The sequence below is a fragment of the Brachybacterium sp. AOP3-A1-3 genome, from assembly GCF_052378285.1.
GTDB lineage: Bacteria > Actinomycetota > Actinomycetes > Actinomycetales > Dermabacteraceae > Brachybacterium.
Genome location: NZ_JBQSXM010000002.1, coordinates 265,680 through 285,123, shown reverse-complemented (window position 1 = coordinate 285,123; position 19,444 = coordinate 265,680). Strand labels below are relative to the sequence as shown.

Sequence of the window (19,444 nt, the reverse complement as noted above, 5' to 3'; positions counted from 1 at the left end):
CCCGGGAGCGCAGGGAGCATACGGTGTGGGCGCCCCCACCCATTCTCCCCACCTCTCCCGGAATCGTGATGGTCGCCCACTCCTCGCCCACCCGCCCCTCCTCCCCGGCAGCGGGTTCCCCACCCGCGAGGCTCCTCGCTCTGCTCGCGGCCCTCGCCCTGCTCGCCCCCTCCGCCCTGGCTCTGCAGGCGATGCAGGCCCCGCCCGCAGCCGCCGAGGTCACCGACGACCAGCTCGCCGCCGACGGCGTGCTCCGCGACTCCCGCACCTATCAGGTGGCCCCGGGCCTGGACCTCACGAACTTCTCCCGCCTGGAGGACGGCGGCTGGAACGAGGGCAGCGTGCTCACCGCGGACCTCGACGTCCCGACGCTCTCGCTGGACGTGGCCCACGGCGACTCCGTCTCCGGGCGCGCGCCGCTGCAGGAGGTGATGGCCTCCGGTGAGCACGGCGACCGGGCCGTGGCCGCAGTCAACGGCACCTTCTTCGACATCAACCACTCCGACGCCCCGATCTACACCTCCATCTCGCAGCAGGGCGTGCAGATGGGCTCCCCCTCCCCGCAGCCGGCCCTCACCATCGCCGACGGCCACGCCGCGATCCAGGCGCTCTCGGCGACGGGCACCGCGACCCTCGCCGACGGCACCTCGCTCGAGCTCGCCGGGATGAACAACCCCTCGATCTCAGCGGATGGCATCGGTCTGTACACCGCCGCCTGGGGCGAGTACACCCTGGACCGTCCGATGGGCGCCCCCGACGCCCCCGCCGAGCAGGTGGCCCGCGCGAGCATCGTCGACGGCGTCGTCACCGAGGTCAGCGGCCTCCAGGACAGCGCCGGCGAACCGGACATCGCCGAGGGCGAGCAGGTGCTCCTGGGCCGCGAGGACGGCGCGGAGACCATCGCCGACCTCGAGGTGGGCGACCGCGTCGACATCGAGGTGGGCCCGAGTGCGGACGTGGACTTCGGCCTCGCCGGCTCCCACCAGATCCTCACCGACGGCGCCGTGCCCGAGATGGGCGACGACTCGCTCGTGACGGGCGACCATCCGCGCACGGCGGTGGGCGTGTCCCGGGACGGCAGCGAGCTGTTCGTCATGGTCATCGATGGCCGCACCACCGACTCCCGCGGCATGACGCTGCCGGAGGCCGGGAAGATCCTGCAGGACATGGGTGCGCACAATGCGGTGAACCTCGACGGCGGCGGCTCCTCCGCCCTCGCCGCGCGCACCGCCGGCGCCGAGGGCTCCTCGATCTGGAACAGTCCCTCGGACGGAAAGGTCCGTGACGTCCCCAACGCTCTCGTCTTCTACTCCGATGCCCCGCTGGAGGAGCTCACCGCCGTGCAGACCACCACCTCGCTGGACGACAACGCCGTCTTCCCCGGCCTGCAGCGCACCCTGCGCGGCACAGGTCTCGGGGCGAACTTCGAACCGCTGAAGGCGGAGGGCTTCTTCGCGGCCGACGGGCCCCTCGACCTGGTCTCCTCCGACGCCGAGGGCGCGGTCGTGCGCGGCACCGGGCGCGGGACCGGCTCGGTGACGTACTCGACGGGAACGCTCGAGGACCGCCTGGAGCTGCGCGTGCTCGGCACGCCCGTCGGCCTCGAACCGGCGGTGCGCGCCCTGAACCTGGCCGACGCCGAGGACTCCGCGGAGCTGACCCTGGACGGCGTCGACGCCGACGGGCAGCGGGCCCGCATCGAGACCGCCGACGTGGAGGTCGCCGTCGACGGCGGCTTCGAGGTCACCCCGGACGGGACCGGTGCGTGGACGGTCACCGCGACCGGCGCCACCGAGACGGGCTCGGCGACCCTCACCGTCGGCGATCTCTCCACCACGGTGGCTCTCACCCACGGCACCGAGATCACCACGGTGCTGGACCTCTCGGACCTCTCCGCGTTCGCCACGGACGCGGCCCGCGCGACCGGCACGATCAGCGCCGCCGAGGGCCCCGACGGCGAAGCCGGCTCTGCGATCGGGATGAGCTACGACTTCACCACCTCTACCGCCACCCGCGGCTTCTACCTGGTGGCGACGGAGCCGGTGACGGTCCAGGGCGATGCACTCGCCTTCACGATGGACGTACGCGGCGATGCCAGCGGCGCCTGGCCGCGCCTGCAGGTGGCCGACGCCGAGGGCACCGTCACCAACCTCGACGGCGACATGATCGACCACGAGGGCTGGGAGCAGGTGCGCTTCACCGTGCCCGAGGGCCTCGCGCAGCCGCTCACCGTGCAGCGGGTGCGGATGATGGAGACCCGCCCCGAGGCGCAGTACTCCGGTGACATCGCCGTCGCGAATCTCGAGGCGATCACCACCCCGGCGGTGGACCTCCCCGAGCAGTCGCCCGTGCACGACCCGGCCCTGCTGTCCACCGGGAGCGTGGTGGATCGTCCCCAGCAGATCGCCGTGCTGAGCGACGCGCAGTTCATCGCCGCCGATCCCGGGTCAGGGGCCGTCGAGGGCGCGCGTCGCACGCTGCGCGAGATCAAGGATGCCGAACCGGACCTGCTGGTCATCAACGGCGATTTCGTCGACGAGGCCGCCCCCGAGGACTTCGCCCTGGCCGCGCAGATCCTCGAGGAGGAGTGGGGCGAGGAGATCCCGTACGTGTACGTGCCCGGGAACCACGAGGTGATGGGCGGGGACATCTCGACCTTCGAGGCCGCCTTCGGTCCCGTCACCACGCAGCAGGATCTCGGCGGAACGAGGGTGGTCACGCTGAACACCTCCTCGGGCACGCTCGCCGGAGGGGGCATCGACCAGATCGCCGAGCTGGAGAGCACGCTCGAGGAGGCCGCGGGCGACGCGGACCTCACCGGGGTCACGGTCTTCTTCCACCACCCGCCCACCGATCCCCTGCCCAGCATGACCAGCCAGCTCACCGATCAGCGCGAGGCCCGCGCCGTCGAGGATCTGCTGGCGGACTTCCGCCGCACCTCCGGGAAGTCCGTCGCGCTGGTCAACGGACACGTCGGCGCCTTCCACGGCGCGGCCACGGAGGGCGTGACCACCCTGATCAACGGCAACTCCGGGAAGAGCCCGGCCGGCACCCCCACCACCGGCGGATTCACCGGCTGGACCATGCTCGGCGTCGATCCCGCCGCCGGCGCGGTCGGCACGGCTCCGAGCACACAGGACCGAGTGGACTGGCTGGCCGCCGAGACCCATCCGTGGGTCGACGAGATCTCGGTGCAGGCTCCACGGACGCTGACGGTGGGCGGTGTGGCCAGCACCTCGGCGAGCTTCACCCAGGACGGACGCACCGTGCCCGTGGCCTGGCCGGTGACCGCCCAGTGGGGCGGCGAGGGGGTGCAGGTGCTCGGCGACGGGGCGAAGAGCTCCGATCGCCGCGGCGTGGTGCGCCTGAACCCCACGACCGGCGAGATCACGGGCATGCGCCCGGGCACCGCGACCCTCTCGGTCACGGTCAACGGCCGCACGGCGACCTCCACGGTGGAGGTCGCCGGGCGCTGACCGCGGAGGGTGCGCGGATCAGACCAGTTCGATCCGCGCATCCTTGTCGTTCATGACCAGGATCGGCGTGACCGCCGGATGCCCGGCGACGCGGATGGCCGAGAGGTCGGCGCGCAGCAGCGGGGTGCCGGCGGAGACCTTCTGGCCGGCCTCCACGAGGGTGGTGAAGCCCTCGCCCTTCATCTGGACCGTGTCCACGCCGACGTGGATCAGCAGCTCGACGCCGTCCTCGAGCACCAGCGCGACCGCGTGCCCGGTCGGGAACACATGGCCCACGGTGCCGGCGGCGGGAGCGACGACCTCGCCGTCGGTCGGCTCGATCGCGACGCCCGGGCCCATGATCTCCTGGGCGAACGTCGGATCGGGGACCTCGGACAGCGGGATGACCGCACCGGCCATCGGCTGGCGCAGGCGCACGAGGTGGCTGGTGCGCACCGCGGTGTCGGCGCCGCCGTCGGCCTCTGTCCCTGCCTCCGCCGCGAGCTGCGCGTCGTCGACCGGATCGACCCGGCCGGTCATGATCGACTCCATCGCGTCCTTCACGAACTGGACGCTGGTGCCGTAGATGACCTGCACGGACTGGCCGCCCGGGCGGACCACGCCCGCGGCGCCGGCCCGCTTCAGAGCACCGTCGTCCACGAGCGTCGTGTCGGCGACCTCCATCCGCAGCCGGGTCGTGCAGTTCTCCAGGTCGGTGATGTTGTCCTTGCCGCCGAGCGCGGCGAGGAAGGCCGTCGCCTCGGCGAGGTGCTTCCGTTCGCCGGAGAGCACGGCGTTCTCATCGGTGAGCAGGTCGCCCTCGTCGCGACCGGGGGTCTTGAGGTCGAACTTGAGGATGATCGCGCGGAACACCACGAAGTACACCGCGAACCAGAAGATGCCCATCAGCGGGATCGCCCAGGGGTTCTGGGCCATGGGGTTCACCCAGCCCAGCACCAGGTCGATGAAGCCGCCGGAGAAGCCGAAGCCCATCCGCACCGGGAGCATCGCGGAGACCGCCATGGAGATGCCGGTGAACAGGGCGTGGACCACGTACAGGCCCGGGGCGAGGAACATGAACGAGAACTCGAGGGGCTCGGTGACGCCCACGAAGAACGAGGCGATGGCGCTGGAGAACAGCACGCCCGCCGCCACCTTGCGGCGCGAGGACTTCGCGGTCACATACATCGCGAGCGCGGCGCCCGGCAGGCCCATCATCATCACGGGGAAGAAGCCGGTCATGTACTGGCCGGTGACGCCGTAGGTGCCGGTGGCGTTGAGGAAGTTGCCGAGGTCGTTGATCCCGGCCACGTCGAACCAGAACACGGAGTTCAGGGCATGGTGCAGGCCCAGCGGGATGAGCATGCGGTTGAGGAAGCCGTAGATGCCCACGCCGAGCGGGCCGAGGGTCAGGATGAACTCTCCGAATCCGACCAGGCCGGTGAACACGAGCGGCCACAGGAAGAACAGCACCAGGGAGAGCACGAGCGAGGCACCGGCGGCGACGATCGCCACGGAGCGACGACCGGAGAAGAACGCCAGGGCGTCGGGCAGCTCGGAGTCCTTGAAGTGGTCATAGGAGTAGGCGCCGATCAGGCCGCACATGATGCCCACGAAGACGTTCTCGACGTTGGAGAACGCGAGGTTGACATCCTCCTCGGCGATCCCCTTGAAGATCGCCACGCTTGCCGGCGACAGCAGATTGGTGACCACGAGCCAGGAGACCAGGCCCGCCAGGGCCGAGGTGCCGTCGGGCTTCTTGGCCATGCCGATGGCGACGCCGATGGCGAACAGGAGCGGGAGCTGGTCGAGGAGGGCTCCGCCGGCGATCTTGAAGAAGCCGCCGACGACATTCGTCTCGTTGCCGGTGGCGGCCAGGATCCAGTAGCCGATGCCGCTGAGGATCGCGGCGACGGGGAGCACGGCGACCGGCAGCATCAGCGATCTGCCGAGGCGCTGGAAGAACTTCATGGGTACCTCTCGAGGGGGTCGAGGACGCACCGGAAGGGCCGACGACGGTGCCGGGAGGTGCGTGCCTGGGGACGGCCGCCATTGTGCCCCCGCACCGGCTCAGCACCATGCTCAGGGGGAGCAGGCATGACGGATCCCGCATGACGCTCACCGCCGGGTGCGGTTGCCGCTCAGGTCCCGGAGGCGCGCACCGACCCCTGGTCGAGCCGTTTCTGGGCCGTCTTGATCGTGCTGGAGTCGTAGGAGCCCGTCGAACGGGCCTCGTTCAGGGCATCCTGCTGGGCGTCGAGGATCAGCTGCATGAGCTCTGCGTACTGCGACTTGACGGGATCCTCGGCGGCTCTGCGGAGCTGGGGATCGGCGATCCGGGCCTGCACCTCCCGCACCTTCTCCAGCACCCCCGGGTCGAAGTGCTCACCGCCGCGGCGGCGCAGATCGGGGTTGTCGAGCACCTGACCGGCGGCCGCCTCGTTGATCTCGACCAGCAGCAGGGCGAGCTCGCGTCGGGCCTGCTCCTCGTCGGTGCCCCGGATGCCGAGCACGCGGATCAGGAGCGGGAGCGTCCCGCCCTGGCCGACGAGGGTCACGAGCGCGACCACGAACGCGACCAGCACCAGCTGGGTGCGATACGGGAAGTCCGTGGGCAGGGACTGCGCGGCGGCGAGGGTGACCACGCCGCGCATGCCCGACCAGGCGAGCACGGCGCCGCCGCGCCAGCCCAGCCCGTTCCCGGCGTAGAACCGGGCATCGGCGCGGCGACGCTGCAGCCAGCGCTCGAAGCGTGCACTCCGGGGGTGCTGCTGGAAGCGCTCGTCGGCCGAGACCCGTTCCAGCGCCTCGTCGAAGCGCCGGGCCTGCTCCTCGTAGTCCGGACGTCGGCGGCGGGCGGTGAACACCACGGGGACCACGAAGGCGACCCGGATCAGGCCCAGCAGCACCGTGACGGCGAGACCCACCCAGACGGCGTGCCACACCGACAGCCCGCCCTCGGAGACGTCCGTGACGAGCGTGCGCAGCTGCAGACCCATCAGCAGGAACACGCCGTTCTCCAGCAGCAGCTGGACGGTGAGCCAGTTGGTGCGCTCGGCATTGCGGTCCGCCACGCTGAGGCGGCGCACGCTGCTCGCGCCGGTCACCAGGCCGGCGGCGACCACGGCGAGCACCCCGGAGGCGTTCGCGAGCTCGGTGGGCAGGAACGCGATGAACGGCACGACGAAGGAGATCGCAGTGGTGAGCACGGGCTGGTCGATCTTGGAACGGATGCGCACCGCGACGAACCCGACGGCGGCACCGATCGCGATGGCGACCACCACCGCGTAGAAGAAGTCCCCGGCGGCCTGCCAGAAGGAGAACGCGCCGGCCGTCGCGGCGACGGCGGTGCGCAGCAGCACCAGGGCGGTCGCGTCGTTGACCAGGCCCTCGCCCTCGAGGATCGTCAGGAGTCGCGGCGGGAGCCCCAATCGCTTGCCGATGGCGGTCGCGGCGACGGCGTCGGGAGGGCTGACCACGGCGCCCACGGCCACGGCGGCGGCGAAGCTGAGAGTCGGGAAGATCGCCCACAGCAGGGTCCCGACGCCGAAGGCGGACACCAGGACGAGGATCACGGAGAGCGCGCCGATGGTCTTCAGATCGCGTCGGAAGTCCATCACCGGCATGTTGACGGCCGCCGAATAGAGCAGCGGCGGCAGCACCAGCGCGAGGATCAGCTCGGGCTCCGGGGCGATCAGCGGCATCCCCGGGATGACGCTCACGGCCAGACCCACGATCACCAGGATGATCGGAGTGGCGAGTCCGAAACGGCTCGAGAAGTACGACGCAGCGACGATGATCAGCACGGCCAGGACGGCGACGACCTCGAACTGTTCCAAACCCATGGAGTGTCCTCCCGGTGGCCTTCGCTCCACCGTTCGGCGGCACACCCGATCTCCGGGCCGTGCGCCCATTTTCTCATCGATCGTCTCGCCCGGCTGGGATTTCCCTCAGGACGGGGGGGCGACGTCGCGCCCGACACGCAGAGTTTCCAGGTCGTACGGCCTCGCGTCACACTCTTGTCGCCGCCAGGGAGCACAATTCAGTGGAAACCGGACGTGAAGCGGACCACACTATGACGGGTGGTCCGGAGAGGCGGTGGTGACGATGAGCGTGGTGAGGGTCTACAACCGCGGGTACGACGTCGACACCGGGATCGGCGAGCTCCTGCACACCACGTCCGTGCGCCACGCCTTCGGGATGATCCGCCGCGAGGTCGCGAGCCCGGTGGAGCTGATCATCGTCGAGGACCGCATCCTCCCCACCGCGCTCGAGCTGACCCGCGAGCTGAGCGGTGCCTGGGTCGAAGGTGCCGGACAGCGCTCCGTCGGCTTCTCCTATCGGGCGATCCACGAGCGCGACCACTGGACCTGCGCCTACTGCGGGCGCAGCGTCTCCAAACGACCGCCCTGCGAAGCACTGCTGGCGACGGTGGACCACATCCAGCCGGTCTCCCGGGGCGGGGAGTCCTCCTGGTGGAACCTGGTGAGCGCCTGCAAGGAGTGCAACAACCGCAAAGGCGCCCTCACGCCGCTGGAGGCGGGCATGGATCTGCGCTTCGAGCCGTACGATCCGGCGCTGGCCTATCGCGTCGGCGGTCAGGTCGAGGCGCTGCCGGTGCTTCTCGCGGTGTGACCCGCTCCGCACGCCGACCTCCACCCCGTATCTCATCTATGAGATACGGTCGATCCATGACTGAGAACGAGAACTACCTGGCCCGTATCGGCACCCTGATCCGTGACGCCCGTCAGCATTCCGGCCTCACCCAGGCTCAGCTCGCCGATCAGCTGAGCACCAGCCAGAGCGCCGTGAACCGGATCGAGAAGGGTCAGCAGAACCTGACGCTGGAGACCATCTCGAAGATCGGCTCCGCCCTGGACTCCGAACTGGTGGGCCTCGGCACCTCGGGCCCCAGCCATCTGCGCGTCCAGGGCCAGCGGACCCTCAGCGGCTCCATCGACGTCAAGAGCTCCAAGAACGCCGGCGTCGCCCTGCTCTGCGCGTCGCTGCTGAACACCGGCACCACGATCCTGCGCAAGGTGGCCCGCATCGAAGAGGTCAACCGCCTGCTCGAGGTGCTCACCTCGATCGGCGTCAAGGCCCGCTGGATGAACGAGGACAACGACCTCGAGCTGAAGGTCCCCACCTCGCTCGACCTGGCCTCGATCGATGCCGATGCGGCGCGCCGCACCCGCAGCATCATCATGTTCATGGGCCCGCTGATGCACCGTGAGGAGTCCTTCCAGCTCCCCTACGCCGGCGGCTGCGACCTCGGCACGCGCACCGTCGAGCCGCACATGACGGCGCTGCGCCCCTTCGGCCTCGACGTCGTCGCCACCGAGGGCGACTACCAGGCGACAGTCTCCCCCGGGGTCGGCCCCCGTCGGCCGATCGTGCTCACCGAGCGCGGCGACACCGTCACCGAGAACGCCCTGCTGGCCGCAGCCCGGTACGAGGGCGAGACGGTGATCCGCAACGCGAGCCCCAACTACATGGTCCAGGACCTGTGCTTCTTCCTCGAGAAGCTCGGCGTGAGCATCCAGGGCATCGGCACCACCACGCTCACCGTGCACGGCAAGGCCGAGATCAGCACCGATGTCGAGTACGCCCCCAGCGAGGACCCGATCGAGGCGATGAGCCTGATCACCGCCGCGATCGTGACCAGCTCCAGCATCACCGTGCAGCGCGTGCCGATCGAGTTCATGGAGATCGAGCTGGCGCTGCTGGAGGAGATGGGGCTGCGCTACGACCGGTCCGAGGAGTACCTCGCCCGCAACGGGCAGACCCGTCTGGTCGACATCACGACGCACCCCTCGCAGCTCAAGGCACCGATCGACAAGATCCATCCCATGCCGTTCCCGGGGCTGAACATCGACAACCTGCCCTTCTTCGCCGTGATCGCCGCGACCGCCGAGGGCCAGACGCTGCTGCACGACTGGGTGTACGAGAACCGCGCCATCTACCTCACCGAGCTCAACAAGCTCGGGGCCAAGGTCAAGCTCATGGATCCCCACCGCGTGCTCATCGACGGGCCGACCCGCTGGAGCGGCGCCGAGATCGTGTGCCCGCCGGCGCTGCGTCCCGCCGTCGTGATCCTGCTGGCCATGCTCGCCGCGAAGGGCACCTCGGTGCTGCGCAGCGTGTACGTCATCAACCGCGGCTACGAGGACCTCGCCGAGCGCCTCAACAAGCTCGGTGCGCGCATCGAGACGTTCAAGGACATCTGAGTAGGAGCTGGGCCCCGCTCCTCCACTCGGCTCCGTGGACTCGACCCGCGATAGCGGGGCGATGGGCCGGCGAGGCCGCTCGGCACCGAACGGTGAGGGAGCCCCTCGCCCTCCGAGCTTCCGCAGCTACTGGCCGGCGAGCGCGTCGGGCTTCCCCGCGCTCGGGATCTCGACCGTCGCGGTCGACGTGCTCGTGGCCGGCGGGCTCTCGATCGGTGCGACGGCAGGCATCCTGTTCGCCGTCGGCTGCGGCGGAGTGTTCGTCGTCGCCGCCGAGCAGCCGTACCTGCCCGATCTGGTGCCGCGCAGGACCCGGGTCCTCGCCGATGCCCGGGTGGGCCAGTCGCTGACGGTCGCGGAGTGCTCCGGGCCCGCGCTCGGCGGAGCGCTCGTGGGTACGGTGGGGCCAGTTGACGCTGCTGCAGTGATCTTCACCGCGGCCGTGCTGGTCGCACTGCACTCACCGCTGCGCGGCGCCCGCAGTCGCTGACCCCTCTCCCTCGGGAGCTGTCCCATCCAGCAGACCGTGCCGGGCGAACGCCTGCGCGATCCCACTCTGGTGCACCGTGCCGGTGATCTCATCGGCCGCGGCCCGCGCCTCGGGGGTCGCCTCACCCATCGCGATGCCCACGCCAGTGATGCGCAGCATCTCCAGATCGTTGTTGTTGTCCCCGATCCCGATCGAATCGGCCACGTCCAGCCCGAGCTGGTCGAGCAGGGCCAGGATTGCCGAGCCCTTGTTCACCCCGGCCAGTGAGACCTCTCCCCCACCGGTGCCCAGATGCGTGATGGTCCCGGTGATCACGCTGAAGCCCTCGGGCGTGAGCGCCTGATGGACCCGTTCGAAGGCGTCCGGGGTCACGCCGAGGAAGATCGCCTTGGCGATCGCGTCGAGCGGGGCCTTCTCCGCGACCTGCTCGATGTCCAGCTCCTCGCCCGGCCCCAGCCCGGGCCGGTCCTCGATGCCGAGCATCCTGCGCATCTCCTCCCGACGCGAGGCGACGGGATAGACGCCGTCGCGAGCCTGGAGCACGTAGTCCAGATCGAGCTGTCCGAAGACCTCGATCATGCGTCTCGCCTTCGCGACGGGCATGGCGTGCTGGACCACCCAGTCCTCGCCGAGGTGCACGAAGGCGCCGGCGCCGAGGACGGCTCCGTCGAACCCGATCTCCGCGAGACGAGGGTCCAGCTCGCTCGGGGAACGGCCGGTGGCCAGCAGTACGCGGTGCCCCGCGGCGCGGGCGGAGCGGATCGCGTCGACCGTCGAGGTGGGGAGGATTCCGTCGTGGGCGATGATCGTGCCGTCGACGTCGAGGAAGACGATGCGTCGTCCGGGGTCCAGGATCACCGGGCCCCCGTCCAGCTCGCGAGCGCCGGGGCGTCGGGGATGTACAGGCCCTGCTCGGCGAGCTTGCGGGCGGTGGCAGCACCATCGACATGGCGGCTCACACTCGCGCCGCCGCCCTGGGGCACCACGGAATGCATGATCGTGGAGTTGTACACATGGACGAGGTTGAAGGCCTGCGCGCCGTCCCGGCCCCGCGTGCCGCGGTCGGGCGTCTGCAGGTCCTGGGTGTAGCAGGTGGCCGAGGCGACGGAGACCGGGATGCCCGCGAAGGTCGCGGAGGTCGAGTAGTGGAAGTGACCCCCGATGATCGCGCGCACATCGCTGCCGGCCAGCACCTGAGCCAGGGCGTCCTGGTCGCGCAGCTCGACGGTGATGGCGAGGTCCTGGACGCACGGGACCGGGGGATGGTGCAGGGCGAGGATCGTTCCCTCCGGGGCAGGCTCGGAGAGCACCTCTCGCAGCCAGGCGTACTGGGCCGGACGGATCTCGCCGTAGGCCCTGCGGGGCACGGTCGAGTCGAGCACGATGATCCGCAGGCCTCCGAGCATGACCACCCGGTCGTACGGGGCGTCGTCGGCCTCCGCATCGAGCAGCTCGGTGCGCATCGTGGCGCGATCGTCGTGATTGCCCATCACCCAGATGAGCTCGGCGCCGAGGTGCTCGGCGAGCGGCTCGACCAGCTCGCGCAGCTGCCGATAGGCGGGTGCCTCCCCGCGATCGGCGAGGTCGCCGGTGAAGATCAGTGCCTCGGGTCGCAGGTTGGTGGCGACCAGGTCCTCGAGCAGCCCCTCGAGATGCTCACGGACCGGGGCGACCCCGGACAGCAGCTCGCCCGGGGGCACGAAATGGGTGTCCGAGAGGTGGACCAGGGTGTGGTTCGCCCTCGGATATTCGGCGGCGCGCAGTGCGTTCATGCGGGTGTCCTTCCGGTGGTGCGGGGCGGCCCGGCGGTGCGCCCCTGGATGAATCGGCCGGGCAGTCTCTCGTGCACGACCCTGCCTCCTGCGGGATCTCCAGGCCCGGCCTCCGCGGATCCGCCCGACCCCGCATCGTCCCCGATGCCGGTCGCCCCGATCATCCGGGCGATGTTCGCGATGGTCCGTTCGGCGACGTCCTCGACGGCGATGCGCATGGTGGTCAGGCCCAGCAGGTCGATCCCGGGAAGGATCCCGTCGCAGCCGGTGGTGGCGACGTCCTCGGGGGTCCGCAGGCCCGCCTCGTGGAGACGACGGATCAGGGTCAGCTGCCGCAGGTCGGAGGGGACCATGACGGCGCTGACGCGGCCGCGACGGGCCAGGTCCACGGACTCGTCCATCGCGTCGTGACCTCGTCGGTACTCGAGCCGGTGCACCGTGGCTCCGCGGCTCTCGAGCAGCTGGGTCATGACAGTGCTGCGCACGAACTCGGGGTAGGAGTCCTCGGCGCGGGCGGTCTGCACGGCCACATCCGTGTGGCCCAGTTCCAGAATGTGCTCGGCGAGGCGACGGGCCGCGTCCTCCTCGTCGTAGGAGACGGCGTGGATCCGCCCGCTGCTCTCCGGGCGTCCGGCCCGGATGATGGGAAGCCGGTCGCGGAAGGGCTCGAGCTGGTCGCTGGTCACTCCGCCCGTGGCGACGATCAGACCGGCCACGCGCATGCCCATCAGGCGGTGCAGGCTGGCCACCTGCTGCCTGCCCTGGTCGTCATGCTTGATGGTCATCGACAGCAGCGTGACGCCGGCGGCGTGGCCCGCCTTCTGCAGCTCGCTGAACAGCAGACCGTAGGCAGGGTTGGAGGCGTCGCGCAGCAGGAGGCCGACGGTGGACGAGCCTCCGGAGGCGAGCTCGCTCGCGGCGACGTTGGTGACATATCCGAGCTCGTCGGCGACCGCGAGCACTCGGCGCCGGGTCCGGTCGGAGACCTTTCCCTGGCCGAGCATGACGCGGGAGGCGGAGGTGCGGGAGACCCCGGCGGCGGCGGCGACGTCCTCCAGCCGGACGCGACCGGGGGGACGTGGCTCGGGAGAGGCGGAGGCGGAGGTGCTCATGAACGGACTTCCTGGTCGACGGCTGTCGCCCCGGCGGTGCCGCGGGCTGCTCGGGTCCCACGATAGGCACGCAGCAGCCAGGGCCAGTCCGTCTGGATCAGATCGGCGCCGAGGTCGAACAGCGGTCCCCACCCGGCACCGGGCCCGTGCAGCAGCGCCGCCTCGTCGTCATAGCCCGCGAACAGCGGGATCCCGTTGGTCAGCACCTCGGCGTTGACCAGCACGAACAGTCCGCGGGCGTGCAGCTCGACGAACAGGTCGGGGTCCGCGAGCTGGTGGTCCGGGCCATCGGCCAGCAGCTCGACGCCCACGACGTCGAGGTCATCGTCCTCGACGAGGTCCTCGATCTGCGCGAGATCCGTGCAGATCGGCAGGTAGGGGTACTTCACCTCGTGGCGCCGCAGGACGTCGAGCGGTCCGGGCAGAGCGGCCGGGCTCTTCAGCAGCAGCTGCTCGGTCATCCCGAGACCGTCCAGGGCGGGGAGGAGCGTGGCCCATGACCCCCAGGACCGGTCCACGTTCACCAGGGGCGCCGCCTCGTCCTCCACACCCAGCTCAGTGGGACGCAGCGCGGCCAGGAGGTCGAGCAGGCGTTCCACACCAGCCGGACGGCCCGGGCGGTCCACGTGCACGTATCGCAGCTCGTCGATCTGCCGCGCCGTGAGCGTGGTGAGGTTCGCGCCGATCCCGAGCAGCCGCTGCTCGGTCCCGTCGTGGAAGGCGTAGAACTCTCCGTCCGCGGAGGTCGAGACGTCGATCTCGACCACATCGGCCCCGGAGACGAGAGCGGCCATCGCCGCCACGCGGGTGTTCTCGGCGATGCTGCCGACGGCCGTGCCGCGATGCGCCACCACGAGGGTCCCGAGCTCGGCGAGGCGCCGGTGCAGGAGCCGGTCGGTGCCTCCCCGCTGCGGGTGCCGGAAGGCGGCGCTCATCGCTCGGCCCCGTCGCGATCGCGCTGACGGCGTGCTCGGGCGCGCCGGCCGCTGCGATCCCGGGCACCCCGCCCGTAGACCAGGTACATCGTCGCGCCGGTGATGATCATGAGCAGCACCGTATAGACGAAGGTGTTCGCGCGCGCATCGAGGTTGGCATCACCCTCGGTGCTCGCCTTGATGACCAGGCCCAGCGGTTGGAACAGCGGGTGCGCGAGAAATACGGAGGTGTCGTAGTCGTCCAGCAGGCTGTTGAAGTTCAGCGCCCCGATCGCCAGAACCGTCGGCAGCACCGCGGGCAGCAGGATCCTGCGGAAGACGTACAGTGTCCTCGCGCCCATCAGCGAGGCGGCTTCCTCGAGGTTGTCATTGATCCCCGAGAAGGCAGCCTTCAGCAGGCGCAGGGTGAAGGGGATCTTGCCGATCACGTAGGCGATCAGCAGGATCACGGTGGTCCCGGTGAGTACGCGGCCGCCCACCAGAGGGCTCGGATGGTCGTAGCTGATGATCAGGCCCAGCGCGATCAAGGTGGTCGGCAGGATCCACGGGATGTGGAGCAGGTATTCGGCGGCGAGCGTGATCGCGTTGCGGTGCTTCGCGATGATGCGGGCGACGAACAGCAGCCCGAGCACGCTGATCAGGGAGGCGAGGCCCGCGTAGACGATGCTGATGACGAAGGGCCGCAGGCTCGCGGACTCCCCGAGCACGCGCACATAGTTGTCCAGGGACATGGTCGAGAAGCGGAACTGCCCGGACTCGATCGCGCGAGAGTCCTGGAAGGAGTACAGGACGATGAGGATGACGGGCAGCAGATAGGCCGCGAACAGTGCGTAGGCGACCACGTGCACCGCGACGTTCAGCACCGGATTGCGGATCTTCTGCTTGACCAACTGCGAGGAGACCTTGGCGATCGAGAAATAGGTGCCGCCCTTCTCGATCCGGGTCAGGACGATCAGGAGGAGCACCGTGGCGATGCCGAGCACCAGCGCGAGGAGCGCGGCGATGTCCCGCGAGCTGGGAGTTGCGGCGAACGTCAGGATTATCGGGGTGATGGTCTGGAAGTCGCGCCCGCCGAGCACCTGCGGGGCCGACAGCGCCCCGAGCCCGCCCAGGAACGTGAGGATCGTGACGGCGAAGAGCACCGGTTTCAGCATCGGCAGGACCACTCGGCGCAGGATCGTCCACTCCGAAGCACCCATGCTCCGTGCCGCCTCGATGGTCTGATGGTCCACCTTGGACAGGGCGCTGGAGACGAACAGGAGGTGGTTCGTCGTGGTGGCCAGGGTCATCACGACGACGACGGCGAAGAAGCCGCTGAACCAGTCGGGGTCCATCTCGGGGAACAGTCGCAGCAGGAACCCGGTGATGATCCCGTCGGCGCCATAGACGAACTTGTACCCGGCGGCCAGCACGATGCCTCCGTAGATCAGGGTGGTGGCGTATCCCAGCCACAGGATCCTGCCACCCCTGATGTCGTAGTACCGCGTGACCAGCACGACGAAGATGCCGACGACGTTCACGGTGACCGAGAGGACGAACGCCAGCAGGAACGAATTGCCGAGGGACATCATGGCCCGTTCCGACGAGGCGAGCTTCTCGACCGCCCGCAGGGTGGGCTCGCCGTCCGGGACGAAGGTCTGCACCAGCAGATTCGCATTGGGCCAGATCAGGAACGCGACGATGAACCAGCCCACGATCGCGCCGGTGACGATCACGAAGGGCGAGCGGATCATCCTCGAGATGCTGCTCGCGCCGTTCATCGCGCGGCCACGGACGTCACGGCGGTCGCGGGCGCCCCGTCCTCGGCGGCGCCAGAGGCGGCCCTGCCCTCGTACTGGAGGATCGTGGCGGGGTCGATGTGCACGGTGACGACGTCGCCGGCCTGAGGGCGGGCGGAGCCGTCCTCGGGCTGCATGACCTTGACGATCGCGCCGTGCGTGCTGATCTCGTAGCTCGAGCGCACTCCGTGGTACCGACGGCGCACCACGGTGCCGGGAAGCGCGACCGATCCGCCGCTCGCCGTCCCGGTGCCGAGCCTCACCTTCTCCTCGCGCACGTACGAGACGCGCGTGGGGTCGAGGGCCGTGCCCGACCGGGCTGCGACCTCCGTGACGAGAGCGGGCGACAGGCGACTCGCATCGCCGATGAAGTGGCACACGAACTCGGTGGCGGAGGCGTCGTAGATCTCTTCGGGGGTGCCGATCTGCTCCACCCGGCCGTCGTGGAAGACGGCGATGCGATCGCTCATGCTCAGCGCCTCGTCCTGATCGTGCGTGACGTAGACGGTGGTGATGCCGAACTGCTCCTGGAGGTCCTTGAGCTGCACTCGCAGCTGGGCCCGGAGCTTCGCGTCGAGGTTCGACAACGGTTCGTCCAGCAGCAGGATCTTGGGGCGCAGCACCAGCGCGCGCGCGATCGCCACGCGCTGCTGCTGCCCCCCGGAGAGATCGGCGAGGTTCTTCTCGAGCTGGGTGGGGGACAGATCGACCTGTTCGGCGATCTCCCGGACCTTGCGCTCCACCTCGGCTCGGGACTCCTTGCGGACCTTGAGCCCGAAAGCGATGTTCTCCCGCACGTTCAGCGACGGGAACAGGGCGTAGTTCTGGAACACCATGCCGATCTGGCGCTTGTCGCTGGGCAGGCGCGTGACGCGCCGGCCGGCGACGTGGACGTCCCCGGCCGAGGGACTCACGAAACCTGCCAGCGTGCGCAGAGCAGTGGTCTTGCCGCAGCCCGAAGGGCCCAGCAAGGTGAAGAATTCGCCGTCGCGCACGTGCAGGTCGAGGCCGTGGATCGCCGTGAAATCGCCGTAGTCCACGCGGATCCCGTCGTAGCGGATCATCTCGGTGCCTTCCGTCAGGGTGCGGTGGGTGGTGGTGGTGCGAAGCCGGTCAGACGACGTACTCGAGCTCGATCTTCTCGACCCAGCCCGGCAGGTTCTCGGTGACGAACTCCCAGTCGATGTCCTGCCGCACGAGACCTTCGTGGAACTCGACGATCGATGGCTCGGCCTGGTCGATCGCGCCCTGGTTCACGGGCATGGAGTCGAACTCCGCGGACCAGGCGGCCTGCAGTTCGGCGCCGCCGAACCAGTCGATGAACTCCTGGGACTCCTCGAGCTGGTCGGTGCCCTTGATGATTGCGGCCTGCTCGACCACGAACGGCACGCCCACCTCGGGCTCCACCACACCGGCTGTGATGTCGTAGCTGGCCTCGCGGCCGGGCAGGCCGGAGGACGGCAGCTGCCCGTAGTCGACCTCCCCGTCCACGATCCGCTGGAAGACGTCGACGTCCTCGACGGCGGGGCTGCCGGTGCTGAAGTACTTCTCGACCTCGGCCCAGCCCTCTTCGGAGATGCCCATCTCGCCCTCAGGATCGGCATAGCGGGTGAGGATGCCGGACATGACGATCTGGATGGTGGCGTTGCCCATGCTGGTCTCGGACTGGTAGCGGCCCTCGAAGGCGGGGTCGTTCCAGAGGTCGAGCCAGTCGTTCGGGGCGTCGGCCGCATCGATCCTGTCGGCGTCGTAGGCAAGCAGGATGGCCTGCTGCACGACGGGCCAGTAGTTCCCGTCCCCGGAGGCGTCGCCCAGCTCGGCGTCGATCTCGTTGGCCCACACCGGGGTGTACGGCTCGATCGTCTCGGCGTCCACGAGCTGGTTGAAGTAGACGTTGTTGAGCCCGAACACGACGTCTGCGACGGGGTTGCCCGCCTCGGCGAGGATCTTGTTGGTGGTGTCCCCGCCGCCCTGGCCGACGACCTCGATGTCGAAGCCGGCCTCGGCAGCCTGCTCGGTGAGCCAGTCCCCCCGGCCGTCGCCGTTGGAGTTCGTGTAGACGATGAGGGTGTCGCCGGAGTCGGCGCCGCTGTCGGCGCTTCCGCAGGCGGTCAGGGCAAGGGCTGCGGTCGCGAGGACTGCGGAGGCTTTCAGGAGCTGTCGCATGGGAACACTTTCTGTACACGAAGGGGTGAGGCCCTCCGGAGGGCGGAGGTGCGGACGACTGCGGACGGGCGTCACGTCGAGGCCACGCCAGGGGGAGCGCTCCCCCACCGGTAGGAACTCTCGTCATCGAAAGTGGATCCGACGCAACGCCGAAGGCATCGCCATGTGAACTCTGGTCGAACAGTGGGGGAGCGCTCCCCCTGTGCGTGATCAGCAACACTAGGGGACACCCAGGCGGCTGCACAAGGGGCCCGGACCGCGTGTTAGTGCGTGCCGACCATAGGGGCCCTTCCTCCCGATCAGCTTGACAGGAATCCACAAACCGGTTTAACTGCTTTCTGTTCAAACCGGTCTGCGCATCGGTGCTGGCGTCAGCGCCAGCACAGCTGCTGAGACCGCCAGACCCAAGAACGACCGACCGGTTCGACCGAGCCGACTGCGCTCACCCCGCCCGGAGGAGGAAGACCATGCACGGTGCACGACCCACCATCGGGGACGTCGCGCGAGCCGCCGGCGTCTCCAAGGGCACCGTCTCCCTCGCATACTCCGGCAAGCGCCCAGTGGCAGAGGAGACTCGTCGCCGTATCTTCGCAGCGGCTGAATCGCTGCGGTGGACCGCGAGCTCGAGCGCCCAGGCGCTCGCGACGTCTCGCACCAGCACAATCGGTCTCGTCATTGCACGGCGACCGGAGATCATCGCCACCGACACCTTCTTCCCACGCTTCATCGCCGGCTGCGAGGCCGTCCTCGCCGAGGCCGGGATGGGCCTGATGCTCAACGTCGTTGCTGATGACGACGCCGAGACGGCGGCCTACGAGCGATACGCCGCGGGACGCGTCGATGGTGTGATCCTGCTCGATGTGGAGCAGGGCGACCGCCGCCCTGACCTCGTCCGCGAGCTGGGACTGACCGCCGTGATACTCAGCGCCGAAGCACCCCACGAGGAGGAGCCCGTCGACACCCCCGTGGTCTACACCGAGGACGCCGCCGCCGTCGGCGAGCTCGTGGAGCTGCTCGTCGATGCCGGCCATTCCTCCATCGCGCACGTCTCCGGGCCCCTGCGCTACGTCCACGCCGCAGCGCGCCGGGACGCCTTCGCGGCTGCGATGACCCGCCATGGCCTCCTCCCCGACCGCATCGTCGAGGGCGACTTCACCGCCGCCTCCGGTCGTGATGCGACCGCTGCACTGCTCGACGGCGACGACCACCCGACAGCGATCGTCTACGCGAACGACGTGATGGCGATCGCCGGCCTCTCCTACGCGCGCAGCTCCGGGCTGCGCATCCCCGAGGACCTCTCCGTCACGGGCTTCGACGACAGCGAGCTCTCCGCGCACCTCTCCCCAGGGCTGACCAGCGTCTCCACCGGGGCCGATGTACGCGGCGCCGTCGCGGCCCGCACGTTGCTGGCGGCGCTCGGCGGCGATGCCCACCGCGCCGTCCTCGTCGACGGCACTGTCGTCGTGCGCCGAGGCAGCATCGCTCCGCCCTCTCAGCCCTGACGATCCG

The 19,444-nt window shown here is 69.7% G+C and carries 14 protein-coding genes; 5 read left to right on the top strand and 9 right to left on the bottom strand.

Annotated elements, in window-relative coordinates; translation table 11 throughout:
• The first annotated feature begins 68 nt into the window (after positions 1–68).
• Positions 69–3,476, top strand: coding sequence for a phosphodiester glycosidase family protein (locus tag ACT3T5_RS04070; RefSeq protein ID WP_444593677.1), 3,408 nt, complete (start codon positions 69–71; stop codon positions 3,474–3,476).
• Positions 3,477–3,494: 18 nt separating this feature from the next.
• Here the strand turns inward: ACT3T5_RS04070 and nagE are convergent, their stop codons facing one another.
• Both nagE and ACT3T5_RS04060 read right to left on the bottom strand, forming a co-directional pair.
• Entirely contained in the window at positions 3,495–5,426 is a 1,932-nt protein-coding gene (nagE, locus tag ACT3T5_RS04065; protein WP_444593676.1) for an N-acetylglucosamine-specific PTS transporter subunit IIBC, read from the bottom strand.
• 170 nt (positions 5,427–5,596) lie between these two features.
• Entirely contained in the window at positions 5,597–7,300 is a 1,704-nt protein-coding gene (locus tag ACT3T5_RS04060; protein WP_193117528.1) for a cation:proton antiporter, read from the bottom strand.
• Positions 7,301–7,562: 262 nt separating this feature from the next.
• Between ACT3T5_RS04060 and ACT3T5_RS04055 the strand changes: the two genes are divergently transcribed.
• The 3 genes from ACT3T5_RS04055 to ACT3T5_RS04045 are packed head-to-tail and all read left to right on the top strand — an operon-like array spanning position 7,563 to position 10,172.
• Positions 7,563–8,090 (top strand): HNH endonuclease, encoded by a 528-nt coding sequence (locus ACT3T5_RS04055; protein WP_444578924.1) that lies wholly within the window; start codon positions 7,563–7,565, stop codon positions 8,088–8,090.
• A gap of 56 nt (positions 8,091–8,146) precedes the next feature.
• Entirely contained in the window at positions 8,147–9,682 is a 1,536-nt protein-coding gene (locus ACT3T5_RS04050) for a UDP-N-acetylglucosamine 1-carboxyvinyltransferase (protein ID WP_444593675.1), read from the top strand.
• A gap of 34 nt (positions 9,683–9,716) precedes the next feature.
• Positions 9,717–10,172 (top strand): hypothetical protein, encoded by a 456-nt coding sequence (locus ACT3T5_RS04045; RefSeq protein WP_444593674.1) that lies wholly within the window; start codon positions 9,717–9,719, stop codon positions 10,170–10,172.
• On the opposite strand, the gene ACT3T5_RS04040 is transcribed toward ACT3T5_RS04045, so the two are convergent.
• From ACT3T5_RS04040 to ACT3T5_RS04010, 7 genes are read right to left on the bottom strand one after another with little or no spacing between them, the layout of a single operon-like run.
• Complete coding sequence (locus ACT3T5_RS04040; RefSeq protein WP_443349600.1) at positions 10,143–11,030, bottom strand: HAD family hydrolase; 888 nt, start codon at positions 11,028–11,030, stop codon at positions 10,143–10,145. The genes ACT3T5_RS04045 and ACT3T5_RS04040 overlap by 30 nt on opposite strands.
• Positions 11,027–11,944: a phosphodiesterase gene (locus tag ACT3T5_RS04035; RefSeq protein ID WP_444578929.1), complete on the bottom strand. Its 918-nt coding sequence runs from the start codon at positions 11,942–11,944 to the stop codon at positions 11,027–11,029. The genes ACT3T5_RS04040 and ACT3T5_RS04035 overlap by 4 nt, the downstream gene beginning before the upstream one ends.
• Complete coding sequence (locus ACT3T5_RS04030; protein ID WP_444593673.1) at positions 11,941–13,056, bottom strand: LacI family DNA-binding transcriptional regulator; 1,116 nt, start codon at positions 13,054–13,056, stop codon at positions 11,941–11,943. Before ACT3T5_RS04030 ends, ACT3T5_RS04035 begins: the two co-directional genes overlap by 4 nt.
• On the bottom strand, positions 13,053–13,991 hold the full coding sequence (locus ACT3T5_RS04025; RefSeq protein ID WP_096166047.1) for a glycerophosphodiester phosphodiesterase family protein: 939 nt from the start codon (positions 13,989–13,991) through the stop codon (positions 13,053–13,055). Before ACT3T5_RS04025 ends, ACT3T5_RS04030 begins: the two co-directional genes overlap by 4 nt.
• Positions 13,988–15,724, bottom strand: a complete 1,737-nt coding sequence (locus ACT3T5_RS04020; RefSeq protein WP_444593672.1) for an ABC transporter permease — start codon at positions 15,722–15,724, stop codon at positions 13,988–13,990. Before ACT3T5_RS04020 ends, ACT3T5_RS04025 begins: the two co-directional genes overlap by 4 nt.
• 23 nt (positions 15,725–15,747) lie before the next feature.
• Positions 15,748–16,833, bottom strand: coding sequence for an ABC transporter ATP-binding protein (locus tag ACT3T5_RS04015; protein ID WP_193117519.1), 1,086 nt, complete (start codon positions 16,831–16,833; stop codon positions 15,748–15,750).
• Between the two features lie 49 nt (positions 16,834–16,882).
• Positions 16,883–17,935 (bottom strand): extracellular solute-binding protein, encoded by a 1,053-nt coding sequence (locus ACT3T5_RS04010; RefSeq protein WP_193117518.1) that lies wholly within the window; start codon positions 17,933–17,935, stop codon positions 16,883–16,885.
• 467 nt (positions 17,936–18,402) lie between these two features.
• Here ACT3T5_RS04010 and ACT3T5_RS04005 point away from each other — a divergent pair, with 467 nt between their 5' ends.
• Positions 18,403–19,437 (top strand): LacI family DNA-binding transcriptional regulator, encoded by a 1,035-nt coding sequence (locus ACT3T5_RS04005; protein WP_441447830.1) that lies wholly within the window; start codon positions 18,403–18,405, stop codon positions 19,435–19,437.
• The last annotated feature ends 7 nt before the right edge of the window (positions 19,438–19,444 follow it).